Here is a 22,471-nt window from a genome sequence, read left to right as displayed (position 1 = left end):
CTACTCAATGCGCTCTGAAAGCGGAGGTGGGCAAAACGGACTAAAAGGGATGGCGACATTAAAGTGCAGCCAATGGCCTAGTGTTGGGTGGGAAAAACTCAAGCTTTCAGCATGAAGCTGTAAACGAGGCGCCATGGATAACGCTTCTTCATACGCATAGAGTCTATCTCCCAAAATAGGGTGACCCAAAGCAAGCATATGTACTCGCAGTTGGTGAGAGCGACCGGTAATGGGATAAAGGGCAACGAGAGAATAGGGTCGTTCTTTTTCATCCAGTGTACGCTCAATGACGTCAAAGTGCGTTACGGCTTTTTTTCCGCGCTCAAAGTCTACCATTTGCTTCGGCCTGTTTGGCCAATCGCAAATAAGGGGAAGGTTAACCTCTCCGCTGTCTTGTTCTACATGTCCATGAACCCGGGCGAAGTAGCGCTTTTTAGTTTGACGTAACTCAAACTGTTTCGAGATATGGCGATGGCTATCTTTATTAAGCGCCAGCACCAAAATACCCGAAGTCGCCATGTCTAAGCGATGCACTACTGTGGCGGTGGGGTACACACGGTTCACCCGGCTAATCAGCGAGTCGCGGTGCTCTAAAGCTTTGCCCGGAACGCTCAATAGCCCGCTAGGTTTATGCGCAACCACCATGTCCTCATCTTGATACAAAATATCAAGATAAGGTGTCATCGGTGGGTTATAAACAAAACTTGGGTTCGCCATTATGTACTCGTTACTTCACCGTCGCTTTTGAATGTTTAACCTTTCGAGGTTACGGGTTATTTACCACAATACGAATGGCGTCCAGCTGAACATCTGCATCCTGAATAACTTTATCAAGGGCGTTCATTTGCGTTTCAATAAACTCAATTTCGCTGTCACGTACTGCTGGGTTACGCTTTTGAAGATCGCGCAAGCGCTGTATTTCTTCGTTAAGCGTGCTGTGCATGCTGTTAAGTGCGTCGTGTTGCTTTTGGTTAGCTTGCTGATGGGCAAGCTTACGCGCCTTTTCAATGGCAAGCTCAAGCGGCTGTTGCAAGGCTTTTAGAAGCTGAGCCGAAATCTTACGTCCAATTTTACGCTTAACGTCGAAGCTTAATTCAGACGGATTGCCTTGTGCATCTAAACACACTCTAACCGGTGTTTGAGGTAAGAAGCGGCCTAGTTGAAGTGATTTAGGTGCTTGTGCCTGTAGCACAAATAACGCTTCAATCCAGTACGCGCCTTTTGGCAAAGAAGGCTCGGCAATAAAGCCCATGCTGCTCTTTCCGTGTACGTCGGTGAGTACTACGTCCATGGCGGTATGCACAAGTGGATGATCCCAGCTTAAAAACTGCACGTTTTCTAGCGTGGTGGCAACACGGCGCTTGTAAGTGACTGTCATGCCTTCTGGGTCAAGACCCGGAAGCTGGCTCACCATCGACTCGGTTGGCATAAGAATAAAGCAGTCATTGCCTTTTTCATCCTGCTGAACACCGATAGCATCGAAAACGCGACCCATAAAGCGCGACAAATCTTGTTCGCTATCAAGGGTAATAATGTCTTCAAGCAGTTGTTCTACGCGGCCTTCACCCGAGGCATTAAGCTCAAGAAGACGATCGCGACCGGCTTCAAGCTGCGCCACGAGCTGGCTATTAAGCGTAACACTCATGTTCACTAGCTCGTCACGCGCGTTCATATCGTCAGGGTGTAAGCAGGCACCAATAAGCAACGGCTTAACGTCGTCGAATACGCCAGAGCCCGTAGGGCAGGTCTTTTCGAAAGCATTTAGCCCTTCGTGATACCAATCTAGCAATACGTGCTGCGCGGTTTTCGCTAAATACGGCACGTGAATTTGTACGGTTTGAGTTTGGCCAATTCGGTCAAGGCGACCAATACGTTGTTCAAGCAGATCTGGCGTAATAGGCAAATCGAACAGCACCAAATGGTGAGCGAACTGGAAGTTACGGCCTTCGCTGCCAATTTCACTACACAGTAGAATTTGTGCGCCGTCTTCCTCATCAGCAAAATAATGGGCCGCCTTGTCGCGCTCCACAATGCTCATGCCTTCGTGGAATACACTGTGGCGAATACCGGTTTGTGTGCGAATAACCTCACCTAACTCTTGCGCTGTACGGGCGCTTGCGCAAATAAGCAGAATCTTTTCTGGCTTAACGCTTTGCATGAAATCAAGCAGCCATTCAACGCGCGGGTCTTGCTTGGTCCAGCTGTTAACCACGCTTGCCATACGTTCAGGATACAGTGAATAGGTTAAGTCGCCGCCGCTCACGGCATCTGAATAAACCTCAGGCAAAGCTAACTCGTACGCGCTTAATTTACGCTCCGGAAAGCCTTCAATATTGGCGCGGCGGTTTCTAAACAGCATACGACCTGTGCCGTGACAATCGATAAGTTGGTGCAGCAACGCATGGCGATTTTCTGGCGAGCTTAAATCACCCGCATGTTCCATTACGTCAGGCGCGAATTCAGCGAGCTTGCTGCGCTGTTTGTCGTTAGGCTCGGCGTCTGAAAGTAATGGCGCTACCGCATCGGCCAGTTGGCTGTATTTCGATTCTTCATCTAAGAAAGCGTCGTAGCTATGGAAGCGGGCCGGGTCGAGCAAGCGCAAGCGTGCAAAGTGGCTTTCGTGACCAAGTTGATCAGGTGTTGCGGTAAGCAGTAATACGCCAGGTGTTTGGTTTGCCAGCGCTTCTACACACAGGTATTCGGCTGAGGGAGCCTCACTTGACCACGCAAGGTGATGGGCTTCATCGACAACCATTAAATCCCATCCTGCAGCTTGAATTTGCTGCTGGCGTTTTTCGCTCTTGCTTAGGAAGTCGATACTACAAAGTACCAGCTGGTCGTTTTCAAATGGATTCACAGCGCTCGCGTCAGACGTTTCGTCATCTTGTAAGCCTTCGCTCTTCTCTATAGCCTCGCAACGACTTTCATCGTAAATGGCAAAAGGAAGGTTAACGCGACGAAGCATTTCAACTAACCATTGGTGCATGAGCGAGTCTGGAACCAAAATAAGCACGCGCTCTGCGCGGCCTGTTTTAAGCTGCTGGTGAATAATCAACGCGGCTTCAATGGTTTTACCAAGACCTACTTCATCGGCAAGTAATACGCGAGGTGCGTGTCTGCCGCCTACCTCTGACGCAATGTGGAGTTGGTGCGGAATAAGCGATATGCGCGCACCTGCAAGACCAATGGTGTTTGAACGTAAGTAATCATATTGATGATCTAAAGCACGCTCGCGCAAATCGAACCATTTAGGGTTGTCTAATTGCTGACTGAACAGGCGCTTTTCAGGTTGGTTCAAGCGAATGTGGCTGTCTAGCATGGTTTCAGGTAATCGCGCTTGCGCTTTGGTGTCTTCGCGAAGCCCGTGATAGATGAAAAGATCTTGGCTTTCTTCTTTTTCAGTAATGGTCATTTCCCAGCCGTCTTGGCTTTTGACCGTTTCGCCAATTTCAAAAATTAGTCGCGTAAGCGGCGCATCTTGCTTAGTATACTTTCGCGCTTCGCCTGTTGCTGGATACAACACTTCGACAGAACGGAAGTCGCTACCAATAACGACACCTAACCCCAGCTCTATTTCTGTGTTGCTTAACCAACGCTGACCAACTGAAAATTGACTATCTGAACTCATAAATCACCAACCTATTTTTCGGGGGGCGGTATTGTACGCATTGCGTTGTGATAAGTCATTAATACTAGCTCATTTGATTTGGGGTTGCAGGTGGGGGGATTGAGTACCTATGCTTCTGCGTTAACAATACGATTAGCACTAGTAGGCCTTCATTGCTTCACAACGAGAATGCTGGTAGCAAAAGAATAAGAACGTTGACGTGCGTATCAGGCTTGCTTTGTCACAGGGTTGACGTAAAACTGTCGTATCACTGACCATGGATATTTCTTACTGTTAACCGCGTTACGTTTTTAACGTATGAGAAGCGCAGTTAACAGGAGGAAGCGCGAGATGGATATGAAAGTAGACAGTCAAAAGCTTATACAACTTCGCAATGCTAGGGCATGGAGTCAGCAGCATCTGGCAGATGTGTCTGGATTGAGTTTGCGTACTATTCAGCGAATTGAGAAAACACAATCTGCATCACACGATTCAATAGGCGCACTTGCTTCGGTTTTCGAAACGACGCCCGATGCGCTTTTAATGGGGGAATCCTACGCCACCCCAAGTCATGCTCAAAGGCAGCCAGCCACGCAAATTTCTACTGCGGGTGACAGTGCGGTAGCTCAGCATGGCGTTACTCAGCAGGATGACCGCCCAACGTCGTTGAATCCCCAACATGTTCTTTGGGTCACGCTAGCGCTCGCCATCAGTTTGTTTGTTGCTATTTATTATGCGCAAACGGTCAATGCGAACAATGGTAGCAACCAAGTAATTTAAGCGGGCAAGCCAGTTAATGTCAGTAGCGAAGTCCTTGAAGATGCAAAAAGCTGGTTGGAACTTATCGACAGCGGCGAATATGAACAAAGCTGGAAAGAGAGTGGGACTATTTTTAGAAGCGGTATTTCAATAGCTAAATGGGCAGAGGCAATGCAGCTAGTCAGGGAGCCATTGGGGGCAGCCAAGTCGAGGGAAATCGCGTTAGCACAGGCGCCAACTTCACTGCCGGGATTGCCTAAAGGAAACTACCTGATTTTGTCGTTCACCACTGACTTTGATTCAAAAACAACAATGAAAATAGAGACCCTTTCTATGGTTGAAGTTGATGGCGAATATAAAGCAATAGGCTACTTCATTAAGTAGCCTACTCAGGTAACTGGTACAAAGTTTCAATCCCTTGAATGGCTTTTATAGCATCATCGCTCGTTGCATTGTTGATGGCTTTGATAAGTTCAGGTGCATTGTAGGGCTCTAACAAGGTCAAGAACGTCGCTGTGCCAGGCGGCATGCCACTATTCACTGCTTTTTGAAGTCGCTTCCATACGGTGAACAGCGACTCCTCACCTAACGTTTTTTGTTGCACTACGCTATCAATGGCGCGGTGCATTATCATCCCGCATGAATAATAAAGATTGAAGTGCCCGTTTTTATAAGCACGAGCCTTTGGAGCGCTGTGCTATCTCATATTACGTAAAGGGACTGCTCTTCGCTTATCACTTGCTCTAACGAAAAATAAAAAAGAAAAAACAGTGCTAAATCTCAAAAACTGGATTATGGTGGAATTAAGGGTTCGCTAATTTAACAAACGAACCTTTGAGGCAGAAAGAGTAGTACTGCTTCTCAGTCGACGCGAGTAGGGGAAGAAGTCCTGTTTCGAGCGGCATTCTCCTACAACCGTAACTGTAGCTTGTTAGCGCGTGCGTTCATAAATGAACAATACGTCTAACCTGGCTTTATTTACCGGAGTGAAGGATGCCAAGAAAAAATTCTACCGATACTAAGATTTACGTCCTCGATACCAATATTCTGCTGCACGAACCTCACGCTTTTCTCTCCTTTAAAGAACATGACGTTGTTATTCCAATGACCGTATTGGAAGAGCTCGACTACATCAAAGACAGCAAAAAAGACGTGGCGCGTGATGCACGGGTATCCATTCGGGCAATGGAGGATTTACTCCACGACGCAACGCCAGAAGATATGCTAGCGGGTGTATCGATGGAAGGGTTGGGCGCGGGTCAAACGGCACCTACAGGGAGTCTGTCTATATTTGCCGACCTCAACATGGTTGAGGCTCAGCAAGTCTTTACCAGCAACGAGAATGACAACCGTATTATTAACGTTGCGCTGCATTTGCAAAAGACCTTTGCGCCGCAAAAAGTGGTGTTGGTTACTAAAGACTTAAATATGCGCCTTAAAGCCAAAGGGGCAGGCCTCGCTCATGTTGAAGACTACCGCACCGACCAGCTAATTACTGACATTAAATATCTATCTCGCGGGTTTCACACCTTTGAAGGTAACTTTTGGGACAGCGTAAAGAGCGTGGATAGTCGCAGTGAAGGACGCGATACGATTCACACCATCCCCAAGTCTATGTTGCCAGAAGCGTATGTAAACGAGTTCTTACTAGATGAAACTAAGCAATTTGCTGGCTTGGTAGAAGAGATTACCGACGATCACTTAGAGGTGTTGGATTTAGGTTACGAGCGCTTAATGGGTCGCCACGCGTGGGGCATAACGCCTAAAAATATTGGGCAAGCAATGGCACTTCATGCGCTGCTAGACCCGCATATTGATATGGTGATCCTTACCGGCCCGGCAGGTAGTGGTAAAACACTCCTTGCGCTAGCAGCGGCCCTTGAGATGGTGGTAGAGCGCAATATGTATGACAAAATCATTGTTACGCGAAGTACACCGGAAATCGCAGAGTCTATTGGCTTTCTACCGGGAACGGAGGAAGAAAAAATGCTGCCTTGGTTGGCCGCTATTACCGATTCTTTGGAAGTACTCCACAAGCACGACGAAAATACCAAAGGTTCTATGAATTACATCATGGAAAAAGCCAACATTCAGTACAAGTCGGTAAACTTTATGCGAGGCCGAAGTATTCAAAATGCGATTGTGATTTTGGATGAGTCGCAGAACTTAACCGCGTCACAGCTTAAAACGATCATCACACGTTGTGGTGAAGGAACGAAGCTGATAGTGGGCGGTAACTTGGCGCAGATAGACAGTAACTATCTGAGCGCAGTGACATCGGGGCTTACTTACTTGGTTGAGAAGTTTAAAGACTTCTCGGGCAGTGCCACCATTAACCTAGACGGCGTGGTAAGAAGTCGTCTTGCGAGTTTTGCTGAAGAAAATCTATAACCTAAGATAATGCGTAAATTGGCAGTATTGTTTTTATAACAGAATACTGTCCTCACTGTTATACTCCGCTAGTGGGAACTATCGGAGTAAAACGTGGCTAAATACGAAGTTTTAGCTCACCAACTTAAAGAGCAGATTGAGCGCGGCGTGTGGGTAGAAAACGAAAAGCTCCCATCTCTTCGCAAACAGGCAGCACAAACAGGCTTCAGCCTAATGACAGTGCTGCACGCCTATCAGATGTTAGAAAGCCAAGGTATAGTCAGCTCCCAAGAACGTTCGGGCTTTCTGGTAACCGCTAAAGCGAGCAATTCCTCAAAAGAACGTGTACAGGCCACAGAAGCCGTCAGCATTAACGACTTTGTATATGAAGTGCTGCAGGCCTCTCGCGACCCCCACATGTTCAGTTTAGGATTTGCTTACCCCGACCCAAGCCTTTATCCAAGGCAACATTTAAATAAGTCTATTGCAGCTGCTGCCCAGCAAATTTCCTTGACCAGCGCTATGGATAATTTGCCTCCAGGCAACCTGGACCTTAGAAAAATCATCGCTAAGCGCTATGCCGCCAAAGGCGTGAATATATCGCCTGATGAAATCATTATTACCGCTGGTGCGCTAGAGGCGCTGAACTTGAGTTTGCAGGCATGCACCACACCAGGAGACTGGGTGGTCGTCGAGTCGCCGGTGTTTTATGGAACGCTGCAGGCGCTTCAACGTTTAGGTCTAAAAGCGATTACTGTAACGGTATCACCCAACACTGGCCTGGATGTAGCTGCACTTGAGCGCGCATTTAAAAATCATAATGTGAAAGCCTGCTGGCTTATGAGCAACTTTCAAAATCCTGTTGGATACTCATTGAGTGACGTTCAAAAACAGCAGGTGGCCGCGTTACTGGATAAGTATAATGTTGCCCTTATTGAAGATGATGTGTATGCCGAGCTTTATGCTGACAAGCGTCCACCTCTGCCAATTAAGCATTTTATGAAAGAGGGAGATAGCATGTTGTGTTCATCGTTCTCCAAGTCTTTAGTGGCGGGGTACAGAATAGGGTGGGTCGCCGCAGGTAAGCGTGCCCTTGAAATACAAAAACAGCAGCTTATGAGTACATTGGCAACCAGTGCGCCGATACAGCTTGCGCTTGTAGACTATTTATCCACAAAAAATTACGAGTCTCATTTAAAGCAGCTGCGAAAAAAACTCATCGCTCGTAAGAAGACGATAACGGCGCTGCTTACCGACCTTCTATCAGACGTTGCGACTATTCATACACATAGCGGCGGCTATTTTTTGTGGGTGGAATGCCGGGGGCATGTTGATGCAATGGCTATTTATAAAGAAGCGTTGCGTTTACACATCACCATTGCGCCTGGAAAACTGTTTAGCTTAACCAATGAGTTTAACCATTGTTTTCGTTTAAATGCATCGTTTGCTCTGAATGAAGCGAAGCGCAATCAACTGCTTAAGCTTTCGTTATTTATAAAAAGTCTTTCATAAATAACGTGTTATCAATCTGCGTAACGCAAACCGTAGTTTTTGCACATTATGTATAGGGTGCAGGTTTGAAATAAGAAAAACATTCACCTTAAAAATCTGCGACTTCAAAGCCTACGCCTTAAATATCTGCGCCTTAAAATCTATTGCAACTGATCTATAAAGAAACCCCTAATCTGTTTCTATTTTAACGGCCTTAAATCCCTACCATTAGCGCAAAATTTTCGGAGAAAGCTAATGACGGCAGTTAAAATTCGGCAAGAAGACATCATTGCTTGTACACCCGTAGAAAGCAAAAAAATCTATATCCGTGAGGAAACCGGGCACTTTCAAAAAATACGTCGATACTTGAATATAGTATTAGTGACGCTGTTTGTTGCGCTCCCCTTTATTCAATACCAAGGACAGCAGGCGATTTTGTTTGACGTGGGGCGTCAAACCCTCACGCTTTTTACATGGGTGTTGTATCCACAAGACCTCATGATTTTTGCCTTTCTGTTTATTCTTGCGGCTTTTGTTTTGTTTTTAGTCACCCGTCATTACGGGCGAGTATGGTGTGGCTTTACTTGCCCTCAAACCGTATGGACTCTGGCTTTCAATTGGGTAGAGCGCCGTATTGAAGGTACGCACAATCAAAGCAAGGCTTTAGATAAGCAGCCTAGCTCACTAACAAAAGTAGTCGTAAAGGGGGCAAAACACAGTGCATGGTTGGCATTAAGCCTTATTACTGCGCTGGTTTTTATGTCTTATTTCTATCCGGCATCTCGTCTTTATACGGAGTTTTTCACTTTCTCTGCGCCTGCGTTAATTTCAGGCTGGACAATGTTCTTTGCCGTTTGCACTTATGCCAATGCCGGTTGGCTTCGAGAGAAAATGTGCACGCACATGTGCCCCTATTCTCGCTTTCAAGCTGCGATGTTTGATAACAGTACGTCATTGGTTACTTACAACGAAACGAGAGGAGAAAGTCGCGGGCCAAGGAAGCGTTTTTCACAGCACAAAGACTTGGGCGATTGTGTGGATTGTAATTTGTGCGTTCAAGTCTGCCCAGCAGGCATAGATATTCGTGAAGGAATTCAGTACGAGTGCATTAACTGTGGCCTGTGTATTGACGCATGCGACAAGGTCATGGCCAAATTTGGCTATCCGCTCAAACTTATCATTTTTTCGGGAGCCGGCAGGAATTCTGGGCGTAAATTCACTAACTATCTTTACGGCGCCGCAATCATTGCCATACTGCTCGCAATGGGCGAGTGGGCTATCGACAGGCAGGACTTCGAAGCTTCAATTAGCCGTGACCGCAACGCGCTTTACAGAGAGAACAACGCGGGACACATTGAAAACACTTATACGTTAACCGTTTTAAATAAATCCCGCGTGGCCAAAACCTATGAAATTGCTATAGAAACGCCATCAGATATGCAGCTTATTAACGTACCGACTATAAACGTAGCACCAGGCGAAAAGCGAAATGTGCCGTTTTCAGTTGAAGCATTGTCGCCAATGGCTAATACCATGCAATCTGTTAGCTTTGTTATTATCGATAAATCTACCAACAGTGTGATTGGCAATGAAGTGATGTTCTATTCAGGGAATAACAAGCAAATGTAGATGAAACTTACTCTACTACTTCTACCTGGTAGCGCCCGGTCACAATGTAGCGCTCTGTATCTTCTGATACTTGTCCGAAGGGAATGAGTGCCGGACCCGTAGGATCATAGAGCACGTAAACGTCGCCATCGTGCTCTATGGTTCGGTCATCTGCCATGGGGGTTAATGCAATTCCAAGCAAAGCGTGGTTGGGCAGGTAAAGCACAATCATCTTTGTAGTAGGTAAAAAAGCTCTTACCATTGAAGACGCTAACACTGCTTTACTGTCACAGTCCCCTAGGTTCTGCATAAGCACACTAATGGGCGGCGCATACCCAGAGCCATTACTCACTACTCTATCTTCTAACGTGTCGTAAGGGATGCTTTGCAGCCAACTGAGAATTAAAGAAAAATAGGCTCTTGAATCTGACTCAGACGCGACTTTCTCGTAAAACGCTTGAGAAACGGACACCAAAGGTTTTACTGACTCAGAGATGTAACGCAGGTGGTCTGGCTTTATGGCACTTTGGTTAAATAAAGTCGTAAAGCGCGTGAAGTAATGTTCATGCAAGTAGCTATCGTAAGCGTTTTGCTGTACGTTACGTAAATGCGCTTGAACGTCTTCTATTTTCTCTTCGTCAGTCCCCGACACTTTAATATTAATGGCTTCTCTCAAGGGCTTGATTGTTACTTTTGCGTCCTTGGGGTCGATAGCCTTTGCTGCTTTGGTCAACGCAACAGTCACGTGTCGCTGTGCTATTTTGGGCTTGTAATTAGTTTGCCTTAGCGGCAAGTCTTCAATTGACTCAAAGGGAATTTCAAACTTGAGGTTATGTCGCTGCTTCGCACCGTCAATCCATTCGTAATAGAACTGCATGCCGGTATCAGTCTTCTTTCTTTTGAACTCGAGTTGTTCAGAGAGCGCATGCTGAACATGGAAAACCACAAGGGTCGTTGCGAGGCCAAGGTATCTCGTTACCTTACTAATAAAGCGCCAAATGTTCTTTTTTTTCGAGTTAGTGTGAAGCTTCATTGTTATCGTTGGGTTAACTCAATAATTGATCACTCATTTTGTGAGTATGCGCGTGAAAATGAAAAAAACAAGGCAAAGGCTATTTTGAAGCCTTTGCCTTGGGTCGTGCCAGCCCATTACCCTAGCAAAGGGCAGTGGGCGTTAATAATGCATTGAGAGACCTTGGGATTGTGCTACTTGATTCAAAAACTGTCGATTAGTGGGTAAACCACTGAGTTGTTGCTGAATACTTTGTACATGTTTTGCGTAGGCCTGCCGCTGTTCAGGGGTGTGTAAATTAGCTTGATAGACATCATTGTACTGCGACCTGAATCCCATGCCGTATAGAACAAACAAATAGCTGGCCGCGGGGAACAATTCCTCACGAAGTTCAAAATCAGATGAAATAGGACTGCGGCTTTTCCACAGGGTTAACCAATCTTGTAACTGGGTGGAGCAGCTCTCTTGGTTCCGCATATCACGCCAGTACGCAGAAGCTTCACGTTCACTCAACACATAATGAAGCTTTAGGAAGTCGACTATTCTTTCCCACTTTTTTTCGAAAGCCTGATTAAACTGTCGACCAGCCGCTTGGCATTCTTTATATGTTCTAGGCAGTTGTTTTGCTATGTGGGTGGCAGATAATTCAATCATGACAAGCGCCGACGCTTCCAAAGGTTCTAGGAAGCCAGCAGATGTGCCGATGGCGACACAATTCTCTACCCAAAGCGTTTTACGGTAGCCCGGTGAGAATGTGATCTTTCTCGCTTTGCTAACATCCACATCAGCGGTTTTCTTGTCGTGCTTTAAGTAGGTCTCCAGTGTTGCTCTTGCTTCATCTTCACTGCAATGCGCCGAGCTATACACGTATCCCACACCTTTTCTCGAAGGCAAACCAATGTCCCAAATCCAGCCACTGTCTTGAGCTGTTGAGTGTGTGGTAGAGGCAATATCAACTGAGCTGTCAACGTAGGGAGCTTGGATTGCGATAGCACTGTCGTTGGCCAGTACGTTGGAGCAAGATGTTAAGGGGACACCATAGTGCTGACCAATTAACCTTGCCGCAAAGCCTGTACAATCTATGAATAGATCACCAGTAATATTACCGTGTTCACGACCCACTATTGCAGCAATAGGTTCTGAAGATGAGCCAACCACATCATCCACATGATCCACAATATGTTGAACACCTAAAACCGTTGTCGCGTGCTTTTGAAGTAGGGCTGCAAACTTGTTTGCGTCAAGGTGATAACCATAGTTTGCAATGCCAGCATACGCAGGCGTTTGACGCTGCTTGGGTGCGAGGTGATGGTCGCATAACGCGGCCTGGGAACATACAGCATGTGCAAAATCTTGCTCTGCTGCGTAGCTTTGCCACCATGCTGCTACGTCGCTTTCAAAGTACCTAAATGGCAGGCTGAAAGGGTGGTAGTACTGATGTTCAATGGTGTCTGAGCGCCAATTGTGAAAACTGGTACCCTGCTTAAAAGACGCATTGCACTGAGCTAAAAAGGTTTCTTCACTGATACCAATTTTAAGAAGCGTACTGCGCATAGTAGGCCACGTCCCTTCGCCTACACCCAATATACTGACATCTGGTGACTCAACTAAGGTGACACTAATATTGTCATCGTGCTTGTGCGTTACAGCGATGATTGAAGCGGTTAACCAGCCAGCGGCACCACCACCTACAACAACAATACGACGAAGGGGGCTATTCGCTTGATGCATATTTTTCCCAAAGCCTACTTTATGAAAACAAAATGTTAACGATTTGGTTTTTCTTAAATGTATATTAAATGGGGCTTAAATGTAAGTGGAAACGTTTACATAATTAGTCGGTAGTCAGGAAATAACGCAATTAACTACGAGTACAGGCAGCATTGTTTACTGCCAATAATACAGAGGGAAATTATTGGGGCAGATGTTGGTAGTCGGTTGGGAAATTGCGGCAGAGCAATGTTGAAGAGGAGGTAAGTAGAAGCCGACGTTCATAAACGGAAAAGCTGGTACAGAGCCCCTTTATTTACACAAAGGGGCAGGAAGGGATTATTGGTACCAGTTTAGTTCGTCACGTAAACTAACAACTGAACCGACGATAATAAGTGTAGGAGGCTGTAATTGCGCCTCTTCTTGCTTAGCCACAATATTGCTCAGCGTGCCTGTTAGTACCGCCTGCTTTTCGGTAGTCGCCGATTGAACTAAAGCGATAGGCGTATTGGCATCAAGACCGTGTTCAATGAGCTTTTCGCAGATAATCGGCAAGCCTGTCAAACCCATATAAAACACAGCGGTTTGATTTTTCTGTGCAAGGGCAGGCCAGTTGAGGTCGATAGTGCCATTTTTTAGGTGACCGGTGGCAAATACCACAGACTGTGCGTGATCGCGATGAGTAAGTGGAATGCCAGCATAGCTAGACGCCCCGCTTGCGGCGGTTATGCCGGGAACTACCTGAAAGTCGATGCCGTGCTGAATAAGTGTTTGAATTTCTTCTCCACCACGTCCAAATATGAATGGGTCGCCGCCTTTTAAACGCACCACACGATTGCCTTTTTTAGCCTCATCAACCATTAATTGGTTAATGTCGTCTTGGGGAAGCGTGTGATTGCTTTTAGCTTTCCCAACATAGATTTTCTCAGCGTCACGGCGTACAAGCTCAAGAATTTGCGGCGATACCAAGCGGTCATAGACTACCACGTCGGCCTTTTGCATTAAGCGCAATGCGCGAAAGGTGAGAAGGTCGGGGTCGCCAGGGCCTGCTCCTACTAAATACACTTGCCCTTCTACTTTTTTGTCTTGAGCGGCGGCTTGCAGTGCTAATTCAAATGCATCATCGGCTTTTTTGTCTTGGCCCTTTTCTACCATTTCAGCAATGTCACCATCGAGCACGTCTTCCCAAAAGTATCGACGAGCGGTAACGCCATTAAGCGTTTGCTTTACTTTGTCGCGAAATTTTTCAGAAAACGCGCCCAATCGACTTAAGTTAGCAGGCAGTACAGTCTCTAACTTTTGACGTAAATAACGAAGCAAAACAGGCGCTACACCACCACTACTCATAGCAATAACGATAGGAGAGCGGTCAACAATAGAGGGGGTGATGAATTGGCAAAGCGGCGTATTGTCCACCACGTTCACCAACACTTTGTTAGCGCGCGCTAAGTCGTGAATATGTTGATTAACATCGCCTTTATCTGTGGCAATGAAGACCATATCTTTATGGGTGAGATCACTATTTTCAAACTCTCGTTCAATAAGTGTTACTTTCTCATTTTGCGCCAATTGCTTCACCGTATCGCAAACCCAAGGCGCCACTACAGTGATGGTCGCAGGTGTCTTCATAATAAGCTCTAGCTTACGGGCTGCTACTTCACCAGCCCCAACAATTAGAACATTGAGTTTTCTGGCGTCTAGGAATAACGGAAAGTAATCCATAAAGGTTTTCTTAGCTTCAAATACAAAAAAAGAACTGACACTATTTTGCGCCAATTCTTTTTAATTAGAAAACAACGAAAACAGCCTTTATATTGCTATTAGTTATATAAAGGCTGAATGTGTTGCTATTTAGTTCTTACGCTTACGGTTTTCGCGATCTCCGCGATTAGGACGGTCTTCACGATTGCCGCGAGGCGCTCTGTCACCACGGTTACCACGATCGCCACGACCTTTAGCCGGCGGTGTATCTGACCATTCGCGAATGTTTAAACGCTGACCGGCAACACGGGTGCCCTGTAGCGTATCGCGCGTTTCCTTCGGCATGCCTTCAGGAAGGTCTACCGTGCTGAAGTTGTCATAAATTTCGATAGCGCCAATGTGCTTCGAATTAATATTCGCTTCGTTCGCAATAGCGCCCACGATATTACCAGGCTTAGCGCCGTGAACATGACCCACTTCAATACGGAAGCGCTGCATGCCTTCTTCAGGTTTGCGGTTTCCACGAGGTACTCGCGGCTTTCTCTCACGACCGTCACGAGAGTTTCTGTCGCGGCTATCACGCGGAGGCTTGCTGTTGATATCAGGGCGATCTGATTCTTTAAGAATTAACGGCTCATCACCTTGCGCAATTTTAAGTAGCGCAGCCATTAAAACTTCAGGAGAAGCTTCGTTTTCTTCTTTAATCATCTCAACGATTGGCATTAATGACTCAATGCTATCGTCTTGCGCTGCTTCGGCAACTGACTGCTTAAAGCGGCTCAAACGGGTTTCATTTATCTCGCTAATTGAAGGAATTGGCATCGCTTCAATAGGTTGCTTAGTGGTTTTCTCAATCGAGAACAACAAGCGCTTTTCACGGTGAGAAATAAACAAGATTGCATCACCTTGACGTCCAGCGCGACCAGTACGACCAATACGGTGTACATATGACTCACTATCGTACGGGATGTCGTAGTTGATAACGTGGCTTACGCGCTCAACGTCAAGACCACGGGCTACTACGTCGGTAGCAACAAGGATATCAATTTTACCCTGCTTAAGCTTTTCAACAGTACGCTCACGGGCTGCCTGAGGAATATCACCGTTTAGCGGCTCTACATCGTAACCACGAGCAGATAGTTTATCTGCTAGTTCAACCGTAGCGGTTTTCGTACGTACGAATATGATCATACCGTCGAACACTTCCACTTCCATGATACGGGTTAGCGCTTCAAGTTTGTGGTGCGGTGCGATTTGGCAGTAACGCTGGCGAATTGTACTCGCGGTGCTTACCTTAGACGCAATTTTAACGTGCTTAGGATCTTTTAAGTAACGTTGAGTAATTTTCTTAATCGGGCCAGGCATAGTTGCCGAGAACAGCGCAGTTTGGCGCTCTTCTGGTGCGTGGCTAAGAATAAGTTCAACATCATCAATAAAGCCCATGCGAAGCATTTCGTCAGCTTCGTCTAACACTAAGAACTTAAGTTCGCTTAAGTCTAGTGTTTTGCGCTTTATGTGGTCAATGATACGGCCTGGTGTACCCACAACCACTTGAACGCCGCGCTTAAGCTGGCGAATTTGGTTGTCGTACGACTGACCGCCGTATACTGGAAGTACTTTAATTTTTTGACTAAAGCTCGCATAAACCTGAAACGCCTCTGCAACCTGAATAGCTAGTTCACGGGTTGGGGCCAATACCAGTAATTGCGGCTTACGTTGCTCAGGATCGATATTTGCCAACATAGGCAGGGCAAACGCAGCGGTTTTTCCTGTCCCTGTCTGTGCCTGACCGAGTAAATCGTGCCCTTCAAGAATAAGAGGAATACTCTCAGCCTGAATAGGAGACGGTTTCTCGTAGCCAACTTTTTCAAGGGCTTGTAAGATTGGTTCTGGTAAATTGAGGTCTTTAAATGTCATGTCGACAGTTGTTGTCATTAAGGGTCCTGGTGCATTAAGTAAGGAGGGTGCGGCATACGACTAAACCGTACTTTTTCGGTTTATTATCGCAAGACGCTATACAGCGTTGAACTGGCCTGTCCGGCGAGTTAATGAAGCGTATTCTTAGCGTATTTCGCGATATGCTTGCCAGCAGTGTTGCAAAAAACAGTATTATATTCGAATAATGGACAGGTTGCCACGAAATTGCACAAATTAGATGAAATAATGAGCAGTTTAGTCAGTGCTTTTGACAAAGAGCAGGAATGTGACGACAAAAATCTGAGGAAGGGCAAGGAATTACAATGACAAAGCAGAGAACTAATAAATTAATTAAACGCACCACGTTAGCAGTTATGTTAACCAGTGCAATTTTGTCAGGGTGTAGCGAGAAGTCGATGGAAAGCCATTTGGCTGATGCACGAAACTATGCCTCTCAACAGCAGCTTGATGCGGCCATCGTTGAATACAAAAACGCTATTCAAAAAGGTCCTACTGCGGCAGAACCTCGCTTTGAGCTAGGAAAACTGTACCTACAACAAAACAATTATGTGGCGGCAGAAAAAGAACTTAACAAGGCAATGGATTTAGGTCATCCCGTTAGCCAAGTTATTCCATTGTTATCTTTGGCTTATCAACAGTCAGGAGCAGAAAATGCCCTCGCTGAAGTAGACTATCGCGCAGAAGGAATGACCGCGGTTGAATCAGCAGAAGTAGGCTTTTATAAGCTTCAAGCACTGATGCAGCTTGGTAAAAAAGAAGAGGCGCAAGCGCTTCTTGCCGATCTTTCTACCCTAGATACAAGTTCTGTTTACAAGGGCCTTATTGATAGTTATGCCTTCGTACTAGAAAACGATATGGAAGGTGCATTAGCCGCAACAGAAGCGTTGCGTGAGCAAGCGCCGACCAACAAAGACGTATTGCAACAGCTTGCCAAAATTTACCTGCAAAATGGCGAACCAGAAAAAGCTGCAGAAGTATATGGCGTTTATGTTAGCCAGTTTCCTGATGACGTTACCAGCAAATTTGCGTATGCCGCGCTTCTTATTGAGATAAGAGATCTTGATAACGCTCAGCCTATTGTCGATGACTTGTTGGTGCTGAACGAAAACCATCCGCTGCTAAATACTTTTAAAGGCATTATTGAGTCAGCCAACGAAAATTACGCGAAAGCCCTTGAACACTTGGAAATTGCCGTTCAAAACGGTAGGAGCGATCAGGTTGTGCGTTTGGTTGCGGGTTTTAGTGCGTATCAAATTCAAGACTTCGAGGCGGCCCAGCGCCACTTAACTATGGTGGCGTCTAGCTTGCCTGATAATCACCCTGGCCTTCGAATGCTAGCCGACAGCATGCTTCAACTAGGTGAAAACGATGAGGCGCTTGAAGTGTTAGCAAGAGTCGAAGGTGAGCAGGGTGTTGATGCGGCCCTGTTTTCGAAAGCCAGCTATCAGTTGCTAAGAGAAGGCAACGTCATTGGTGCTCAGCAAATGGTAGAAAAATCAGAAGGGGTGAGCACTACAGCCGAAGACTTATCGCGTTTAGGGGTTTTACAGCTTTCATTAAATGACATCGATGGTTTAGTAAACCTCGAACAAGCGGTTGAACAAGCACCTGAGTCCGTCACCTCACAGGCAACCTTACTGCGTGCCTACATAGCGACGAATCAGCTGGAAAAAGCAAAAAGTGCTGCAAAAGAGTGGCATGAGGCTTCACCACAGACTGCGGCGCCCCTGATTTATTTGGGGAACATTGCAACGGCAGAAGGGGCATACCAAGAAGCGGCACAATATTTCGACAAAGCGAGTGCGCTTGATGATGCGGGTAATGAGATCACGTATTCTAGAACTAAGCTACTTGTTGCTGAAGGCAAAAAAGACAATGCGGAAGCGTTCATTCGCACCTTCATAGATAAGAATCCCTCGGACGTTCAAGCGCTGGCGTTATGGTTTGCGCTAGCGATGGACAAGGGAAATGCAGATGCTGTAATTAATCATGCACAGACACAATTTAATGAGAACAAGAGCGACGTAAACCTACGCCTTTTACTAGCAAGAATGTACTCGCTTAATAACCAGCTAGATAAAACGGTTTCATTATTGAATGCTGTTGAAGGTGACGAGTCATCACCTCAGGCTTTTTGGAACTTAAAAGGTCAGGCACTTATTGCGAGCAATAATGTTAACGACGCAACGGCTTTCTTTGATCGCTGGTTATCATTTTATCCACAAGATAAAAATGCGGTGTTGGGTAAGCTGCTTATTGTCGACTCACAAAAGCAATTCAAGCAAGGTTTAGAGTTAACAAACAAGGTGTTGTCTAAGCGCCCAGACGCTCAGCTAACGCTTTTGAAAGCGTATTTTTATAGCCGTCTTGGTCAATCAAAACCGGCATGGGAGATTATCAATAATGTGTCTGAGGAGGTTAAGTCGCTGCCGTTCGTAAGGGGCGTTATTGCGCGTCTACACCTTATAGATAAGGCGCCTGAGCAGGCGGTTGAACACGCTAAAGCAGCTTATGATGCTACTTCAAACTCAGACAATGCTTTGCTGCTTGTTGCTGCCCTTGAAATGTCAGGTAAAAAAGAGCAAGCGTTTAGCTTTCTACAAAAGCACGTAAATACGCACAATAACGACGTTCAAAGTGCAATGTTGTTAGCTGAGCGTCAAATAGGAAAAGATAGAGCCGCAGCCATTGATACCTACGAGCTTATACTTACCAAAACTCCCGATAATTTCGTGGTACTTAACAACCTGGCTTATTTAGCATTTGAAGATAAAAAACTGAAGCGAGCTGAAGAGCTGGCGAAGAAGGCTGTATCGCTGCAGCGAGAAAATGCTGATGCCGTGGATACCCTTGCTCAAATTTATATTGCCAAGGGCCAAAAAACTGAAGCTTTGAAGCTCTATGAACAAATTTCAACAGCCCCCATTGCTAATGATGAGGTGTATTTAAATCACGTGGCCTTGTTGCTTGAACTTGATAAAAAAGCGTTAGCACAGCGACGCTTAGCAAGCAGAGAGTTCACCTCTGAAGCGGCAAAACAAAGAGCCGAAAGCCTTAAGCAGCAATACGGGGTGTAATGCTAATTCAACGAGCAGCGAGCTAGTGGACTTGCTTTATTGCGTTACAAAAGCTAAACACGAACGAAGGCCACTTATTGTGGCCTTCGGTTTGTCTACGCATTCAACTTTTTCCGTGTGAATGCCCAGAGCGCGAGAAATGCGGATTGGTATTAAAACACGGCATCCACTATAAAGGCTTTGGCAAAAAAGTTTCTGCCAAGCTTGTTAGTCAGCTTTGTTCACGTATTCTTTGTTGCCTTGAGCTGCAACTTGAGCCCTAAGTTCGCGCAGCTCTTTTAAAATATCATGCAACGTAGGCTCTACGTGACCCTGTGCAATTTGCTCTTCAAGTAAAGCGGCTTCTTTTTCTGCCCTTGCTTTTTCGTTTTCTCTTTCCATCACGTTTACCACAATGCCAATAACCATATTAAGGAAGGCGAATGCGGTAAAGAAGATAAAGGTTAAGTAGAAAATCCAGCTTAGTGAGTACACCTCTTGGGTTTCGTACATCACATCGGTCCAATCTTCAAAGGTCATGATCCTAAAGAGTGTCAGCATAGAGATAGTAATATCGCCCCACAGTACAGGATTAATAGTTTCAAATAGTGTACTGCCCACCGCGGCATAGATATAAAAGATAATAAACATTAGCAGCATGACGTAGCCTAGCTGGGGTAAAGCTTTAACTAACGACACAAGTAATATTCTTAGCTCCGGAATGATTGAAATCATACGAAGTACACGGAATACCCTAACCAAACGGGCTATGAGAGCAAGCTCGGTATCGTCTGCCGGAATTAGGCTGATTATTACAATGAGTGTGTCGAACCAGTTCCAGAAGCTCTTGAAAAAATAACGCTTTTTCTTTTCCGCTAAAAATCGAATGGTAATCTCAGTTAAGAAAAACGCGCTGATGAACCAGTCTAGAAACAAAGTAACAGACGACATTCCAGCAGGAAGCTCATAGGTCTTAGCACCGACAAGGAGCGCTGAAATAACGATAACGCTGATAACAAAGGCTTCAAACCATTTATTTGCTCTTATGCGCTCAAATTTATTTTGTAGTTCAGAGGCTTGCATTTTTATTTATCACTCAAGAAAAAAACAATAGGCCAAGAGGCTTGTCGTAGACCAACTTGGCGTTATACTAAAGTCGTTGTTTGCACATATTATGTGCCACAATGTAGGGGCGAAAAGGTGGTTTTAAAGCCTTTTGTCCTGCATATATAGCATCATCAAAGATAGAAAAATTTAAAGGGCATAATCATGGATGATGAGTTACGGCTGTTGCAAGAAAAATTACGTGCTGTTTCAGCGCGTTTATCTAGTTTTGTAATGACTAAACAAAATGCAGAAGCCTTATGTGATGAATACCGGCAATTGCTGAGCGTTTTGCAAAAATTCTCTTGCGCCAAATAGTCATTCACTTCAATGCTAACAAAGATTTATCATACCATTTCTGGCATTTACACGCTTCACTAGGAAACTTGCCAGGGCCTTCTGAGTGGGCAATTATCTGCGCGAATTGGTATTAGGTACAAAAAAGGGCAGCCAGTGGCCACCCTTCCTATGTGGTGTTTAAGCGCTGGTCTTGCGCTATATCACATCCTATTCGTTGCTACTCTTTTCTACAGGTTTAAGACCGCGGTTAATCATGGCTACGTCTTCCCCGGTAAGGGTTCCAGCCGCTTGCTTAAGCGTAATGACTGACTGAATAAAGTCATAGCGTGCGCCCGCAAGGTTACGACGTGCATCGAACAGGTTACGTGTGCTGTCTAGCACGTCAACAATGGTACGTGTACCTACATCAAAACCTGCTTCTGTTGCTTTAAGGGCGCTGTCTGCTGAGACCACTGACTGCTCTAAAGCACGAATCGTTGAGATTGACGCTTTTACATTGTTAAACGAGCTGCGAATAGACTGCACAGTTTGACGATAAGTCTGTTCAGCTGCTTGGCTTGCTGCAACATAGTTAAACTTAGCTTGGTCGGTTTGCGATGAAACGCGAGAGCCTTGATAGATAGGCACATTCAATTGAACCGCAACTGACTGACTATCAAGATAAGGTGTTTCAAACTGTAAGAACGGGTTTGAAATATCGTCTTTGCTTCGCGATGCGTTAGCTGTTAAACCAAGGGTAGGTAAGTGACCCGAGCGCGCAATTGAAATATCTTCTTTCGCGATATCCATAGCAAGTCTGTCAACCAGAAGTGCTAAGTTTTTATCCTGCGCAGTTTCTAGCCACTCATCGACAGCCGCTGGCACAGGCATAGTTGCGGCAAAATTCTCTGTGTTTAGCCCAAACAAACGATCGTGATATTTACCTGTAATTACGCGAAGCGCTTCAAGAGCAAATTCAAGCTGGTTCTTTGCTTGGATTTCCTGCGCCACCGTGCTGTCGTAATTGGCCTGAGCTTCGTGTACGTCAGTAATAGCCGTTAAACCCACTTCAAAACGCTGGCGAGTTTGTTCTAACTGGCGCTCAATGGCACGTTTTTCAGCGCCCACAAATTCAACATTGTCACGTGCACGTAGTACGTCAAAATAAGCAGTAACCGTACGCACAATAACGTCTTGCATGCTAGCGGCAAGCTGGGCGTCGCTTTGCTCGGCCACTTTTTCAGCGCGATCCAGCCCTAGCCAGTTTGCGTGGTCGTAAAGTGACATTTGTACCTGCAAACCATAATCGATAGTGTCTACGTCTGTTTCAAATACCACAATTTGAAGGTCATCAGCATTAGCACCTAACGTTTGTGCACGTTCAGCTGTAGAAGTTGTATAGCCTACCGAGCCAGATATCTGTGGTAGAAGGTTTGCGCGGCTAATACTAATCCCTTCAAACGCTGCATCACGTTGCGCTTTCGCTTGGTTTACCAATGGGTCGTTCGCCAGTGCTTGTTGATATACCTGCATAAGGTCATCGGCCAGCGCACCCGTTGTCATCGAAACTCCGATAACCAGCGACAGAAGTGTTCGTTTCATGCTTACGTCTTCCTGTTGTGTTCAAGTTGCGTCGTCATTCGCTCTAAGGGACGACTTAATAAAACCAAGTGTATGAAAATTCAACCACAAACCGAAAGTCCAAACTCGTAACAGTATTTGATTAACTGTAACAGAATATGTGATCTACCCACGCAATTATTATAGTAATAGACGACTTGTAATATGATTTTCTGTTATTCGCTCACACCCCGTTATGCATTTTTAACGCATATA

General features: G+C 45.7%; 16 protein-coding genes. 7 read left to right on the top strand and 9 right to left on the bottom strand.

Annotated features, from left to right (window positions below; translation table 11 throughout):
* Entirely contained in the window at positions 1-717 is a 717-nt protein-coding gene (rluA, locus tag ACX5KA_RS16740; RefSeq protein WP_458731703.1) for a bifunctional tRNA pseudouridine(32) synthase/23S rRNA pseudouridine(746) synthase RluA, read from the bottom strand.
* Between the two features lie 49 nt (positions 718-766).
* Entirely contained in the window at positions 767-3,628 is a 2,862-nt protein-coding gene (gene rapA / locus ACX5KA_RS16735) for an RNA polymerase-associated protein RapA (protein WP_458731702.1), read from the bottom strand.
* A 330-nt stretch (positions 3,629-3,958) separates the two neighbouring features.
* On the opposite strand from rapA, the gene ACX5KA_RS16730 reads away from it, so the two are divergent.
* Positions 3,959-4,387, top strand: coding sequence for a helix-turn-helix transcriptional regulator (locus tag ACX5KA_RS16730; protein WP_458731701.1), 429 nt, complete (start codon positions 3,959-3,961; stop codon positions 4,385-4,387).
* 54 nt (positions 4,388-4,441) lie between these two features.
* On the top strand, positions 4,442-4,750 hold the full coding sequence (locus ACX5KA_RS16725; protein WP_458731700.1) for a DUF4019 domain-containing protein: 309 nt from the start codon (positions 4,442-4,444) through the stop codon (positions 4,748-4,750).
* A 1-nt stretch (position 4,751) separates the two neighbouring features.
* Here the strand turns inward: ACX5KA_RS16725 and ACX5KA_RS16720 are convergent, their stop codons facing one another.
* Complete coding sequence (locus ACX5KA_RS16720) at positions 4,752-4,994, bottom strand: hypothetical protein (RefSeq protein WP_458731699.1); 243 nt, start codon at positions 4,992-4,994, stop codon at positions 4,752-4,754.
* A 365-nt stretch (positions 4,995-5,359) separates the two neighbouring features.
* Here ACX5KA_RS16720 and ACX5KA_RS16715 point away from each other — a divergent pair, with 365 nt between their 5' ends.
* The 3 genes from ACX5KA_RS16715 (at position 5,360) to ccoG (ending at position 9,856) form a co-directional block, all read left to right on the top strand.
* Positions 5,360-6,757 (top strand): PhoH family protein, encoded by a 1,398-nt coding sequence (locus ACX5KA_RS16715; protein WP_014978266.1) that lies wholly within the window; start codon positions 5,360-5,362, stop codon positions 6,755-6,757.
* A gap of 93 nt (positions 6,758-6,850) precedes the next feature.
* Positions 6,851-8,248, top strand: a complete 1,398-nt coding sequence (locus ACX5KA_RS16710) for an aminotransferase-like domain-containing protein (RefSeq protein ID WP_458731698.1) — start codon at positions 6,851-6,853, stop codon at positions 8,246-8,248.
* 234 nt (positions 8,249-8,482) lie between these two features.
* Positions 8,483-9,856 (top strand): cytochrome c oxidase accessory protein CcoG, encoded by a 1,374-nt coding sequence (gene ccoG / locus ACX5KA_RS16705; protein ID WP_458731697.1) that lies wholly within the window; start codon positions 8,483-8,485, stop codon positions 9,854-9,856.
* 7 nt (positions 9,857-9,863) lie between these two features.
* On the opposite strand, the gene ACX5KA_RS16700 is transcribed toward ccoG, so the two are convergent.
* From ACX5KA_RS16700 to ACX5KA_RS16685, 4 genes are all read right to left on the bottom strand, one after another.
* A complete protein-coding gene (locus tag ACX5KA_RS16700) occupies positions 9,864-10,868 on the bottom strand; it encodes a hypothetical protein (protein ID WP_458731696.1) in 1,005 nt (334 codons plus the stop codon).
* A 141-nt stretch (positions 10,869-11,009) separates the two neighbouring features.
* Entirely contained in the window at positions 11,010-12,578 is a 1,569-nt protein-coding gene (locus ACX5KA_RS16695) for a tryptophan halogenase family protein (protein WP_039219992.1), read from the bottom strand.
* A gap of 318 nt (positions 12,579-12,896) precedes the next feature.
* On the bottom strand, positions 12,897-14,279 hold the full coding sequence (gene cysG / locus ACX5KA_RS16690) for a siroheme synthase CysG (RefSeq protein WP_069943717.1): 1,383 nt from the start codon (positions 14,277-14,279) through the stop codon (positions 12,897-12,899).
* Between the two features lie 129 nt (positions 14,280-14,408).
* Positions 14,409-16,193, bottom strand: a complete 1,785-nt coding sequence (locus ACX5KA_RS16685) for a DEAD/DEAH box helicase (protein WP_039219987.1) — start codon at positions 16,191-16,193, stop codon at positions 14,409-14,411.
* A 305-nt stretch (positions 16,194-16,498) separates the two neighbouring features.
* On the opposite strand from ACX5KA_RS16685, the gene prsT reads away from it, so the two are divergent.
* Positions 16,499-19,273, top strand: a complete 2,775-nt coding sequence (gene prsT / locus ACX5KA_RS16680; protein ID WP_458731695.1) for an XrtA/PEP-CTERM system TPR-repeat protein PrsT — start codon at positions 16,499-16,501, stop codon at positions 19,271-19,273.
* A gap of 207 nt (positions 19,274-19,480) precedes the next feature.
* Here the strand turns inward: prsT and ACX5KA_RS16675 are convergent, their stop codons facing one another.
* Positions 19,481-20,335: an ion transporter gene (locus ACX5KA_RS16675; protein WP_334059146.1), complete on the bottom strand. Its 855-nt coding sequence runs from the start codon at positions 20,333-20,335 to the stop codon at positions 19,481-19,483.
* Between the two features lie 186 nt (positions 20,336-20,521).
* Here ACX5KA_RS16675 and ACX5KA_RS16670 point away from each other — a divergent pair, with 186 nt between their 5' ends.
* On the top strand, positions 20,522-20,674 hold the full coding sequence (locus tag ACX5KA_RS16670; RefSeq protein ID WP_167334069.1) for a hypothetical protein: 153 nt from the start codon (positions 20,522-20,524) through the stop codon (positions 20,672-20,674).
* 189 nt (positions 20,675-20,863) lie between these two features.
* Here ACX5KA_RS16670 and tolC read toward each other — a convergent pair whose 3' ends face one another.
* Positions 20,864-22,237 carry an outer membrane channel protein TolC gene (gene tolC / locus ACX5KA_RS16665; protein ID WP_458731694.1) on the bottom strand — a complete coding sequence of 458 codons (1,374 nt, stop codon included), beginning with the start codon at positions 22,235-22,237 and terminating at the stop codon, positions 20,864-20,866.
* Positions 22,238-22,471 lie beyond the last annotated feature (234 nt).

It is taken from the genome of Alteromonas alvinellae, assembly GCF_902705805.1.
This window is presented reverse-complemented; position numbering and strand designations above follow the sequence as displayed.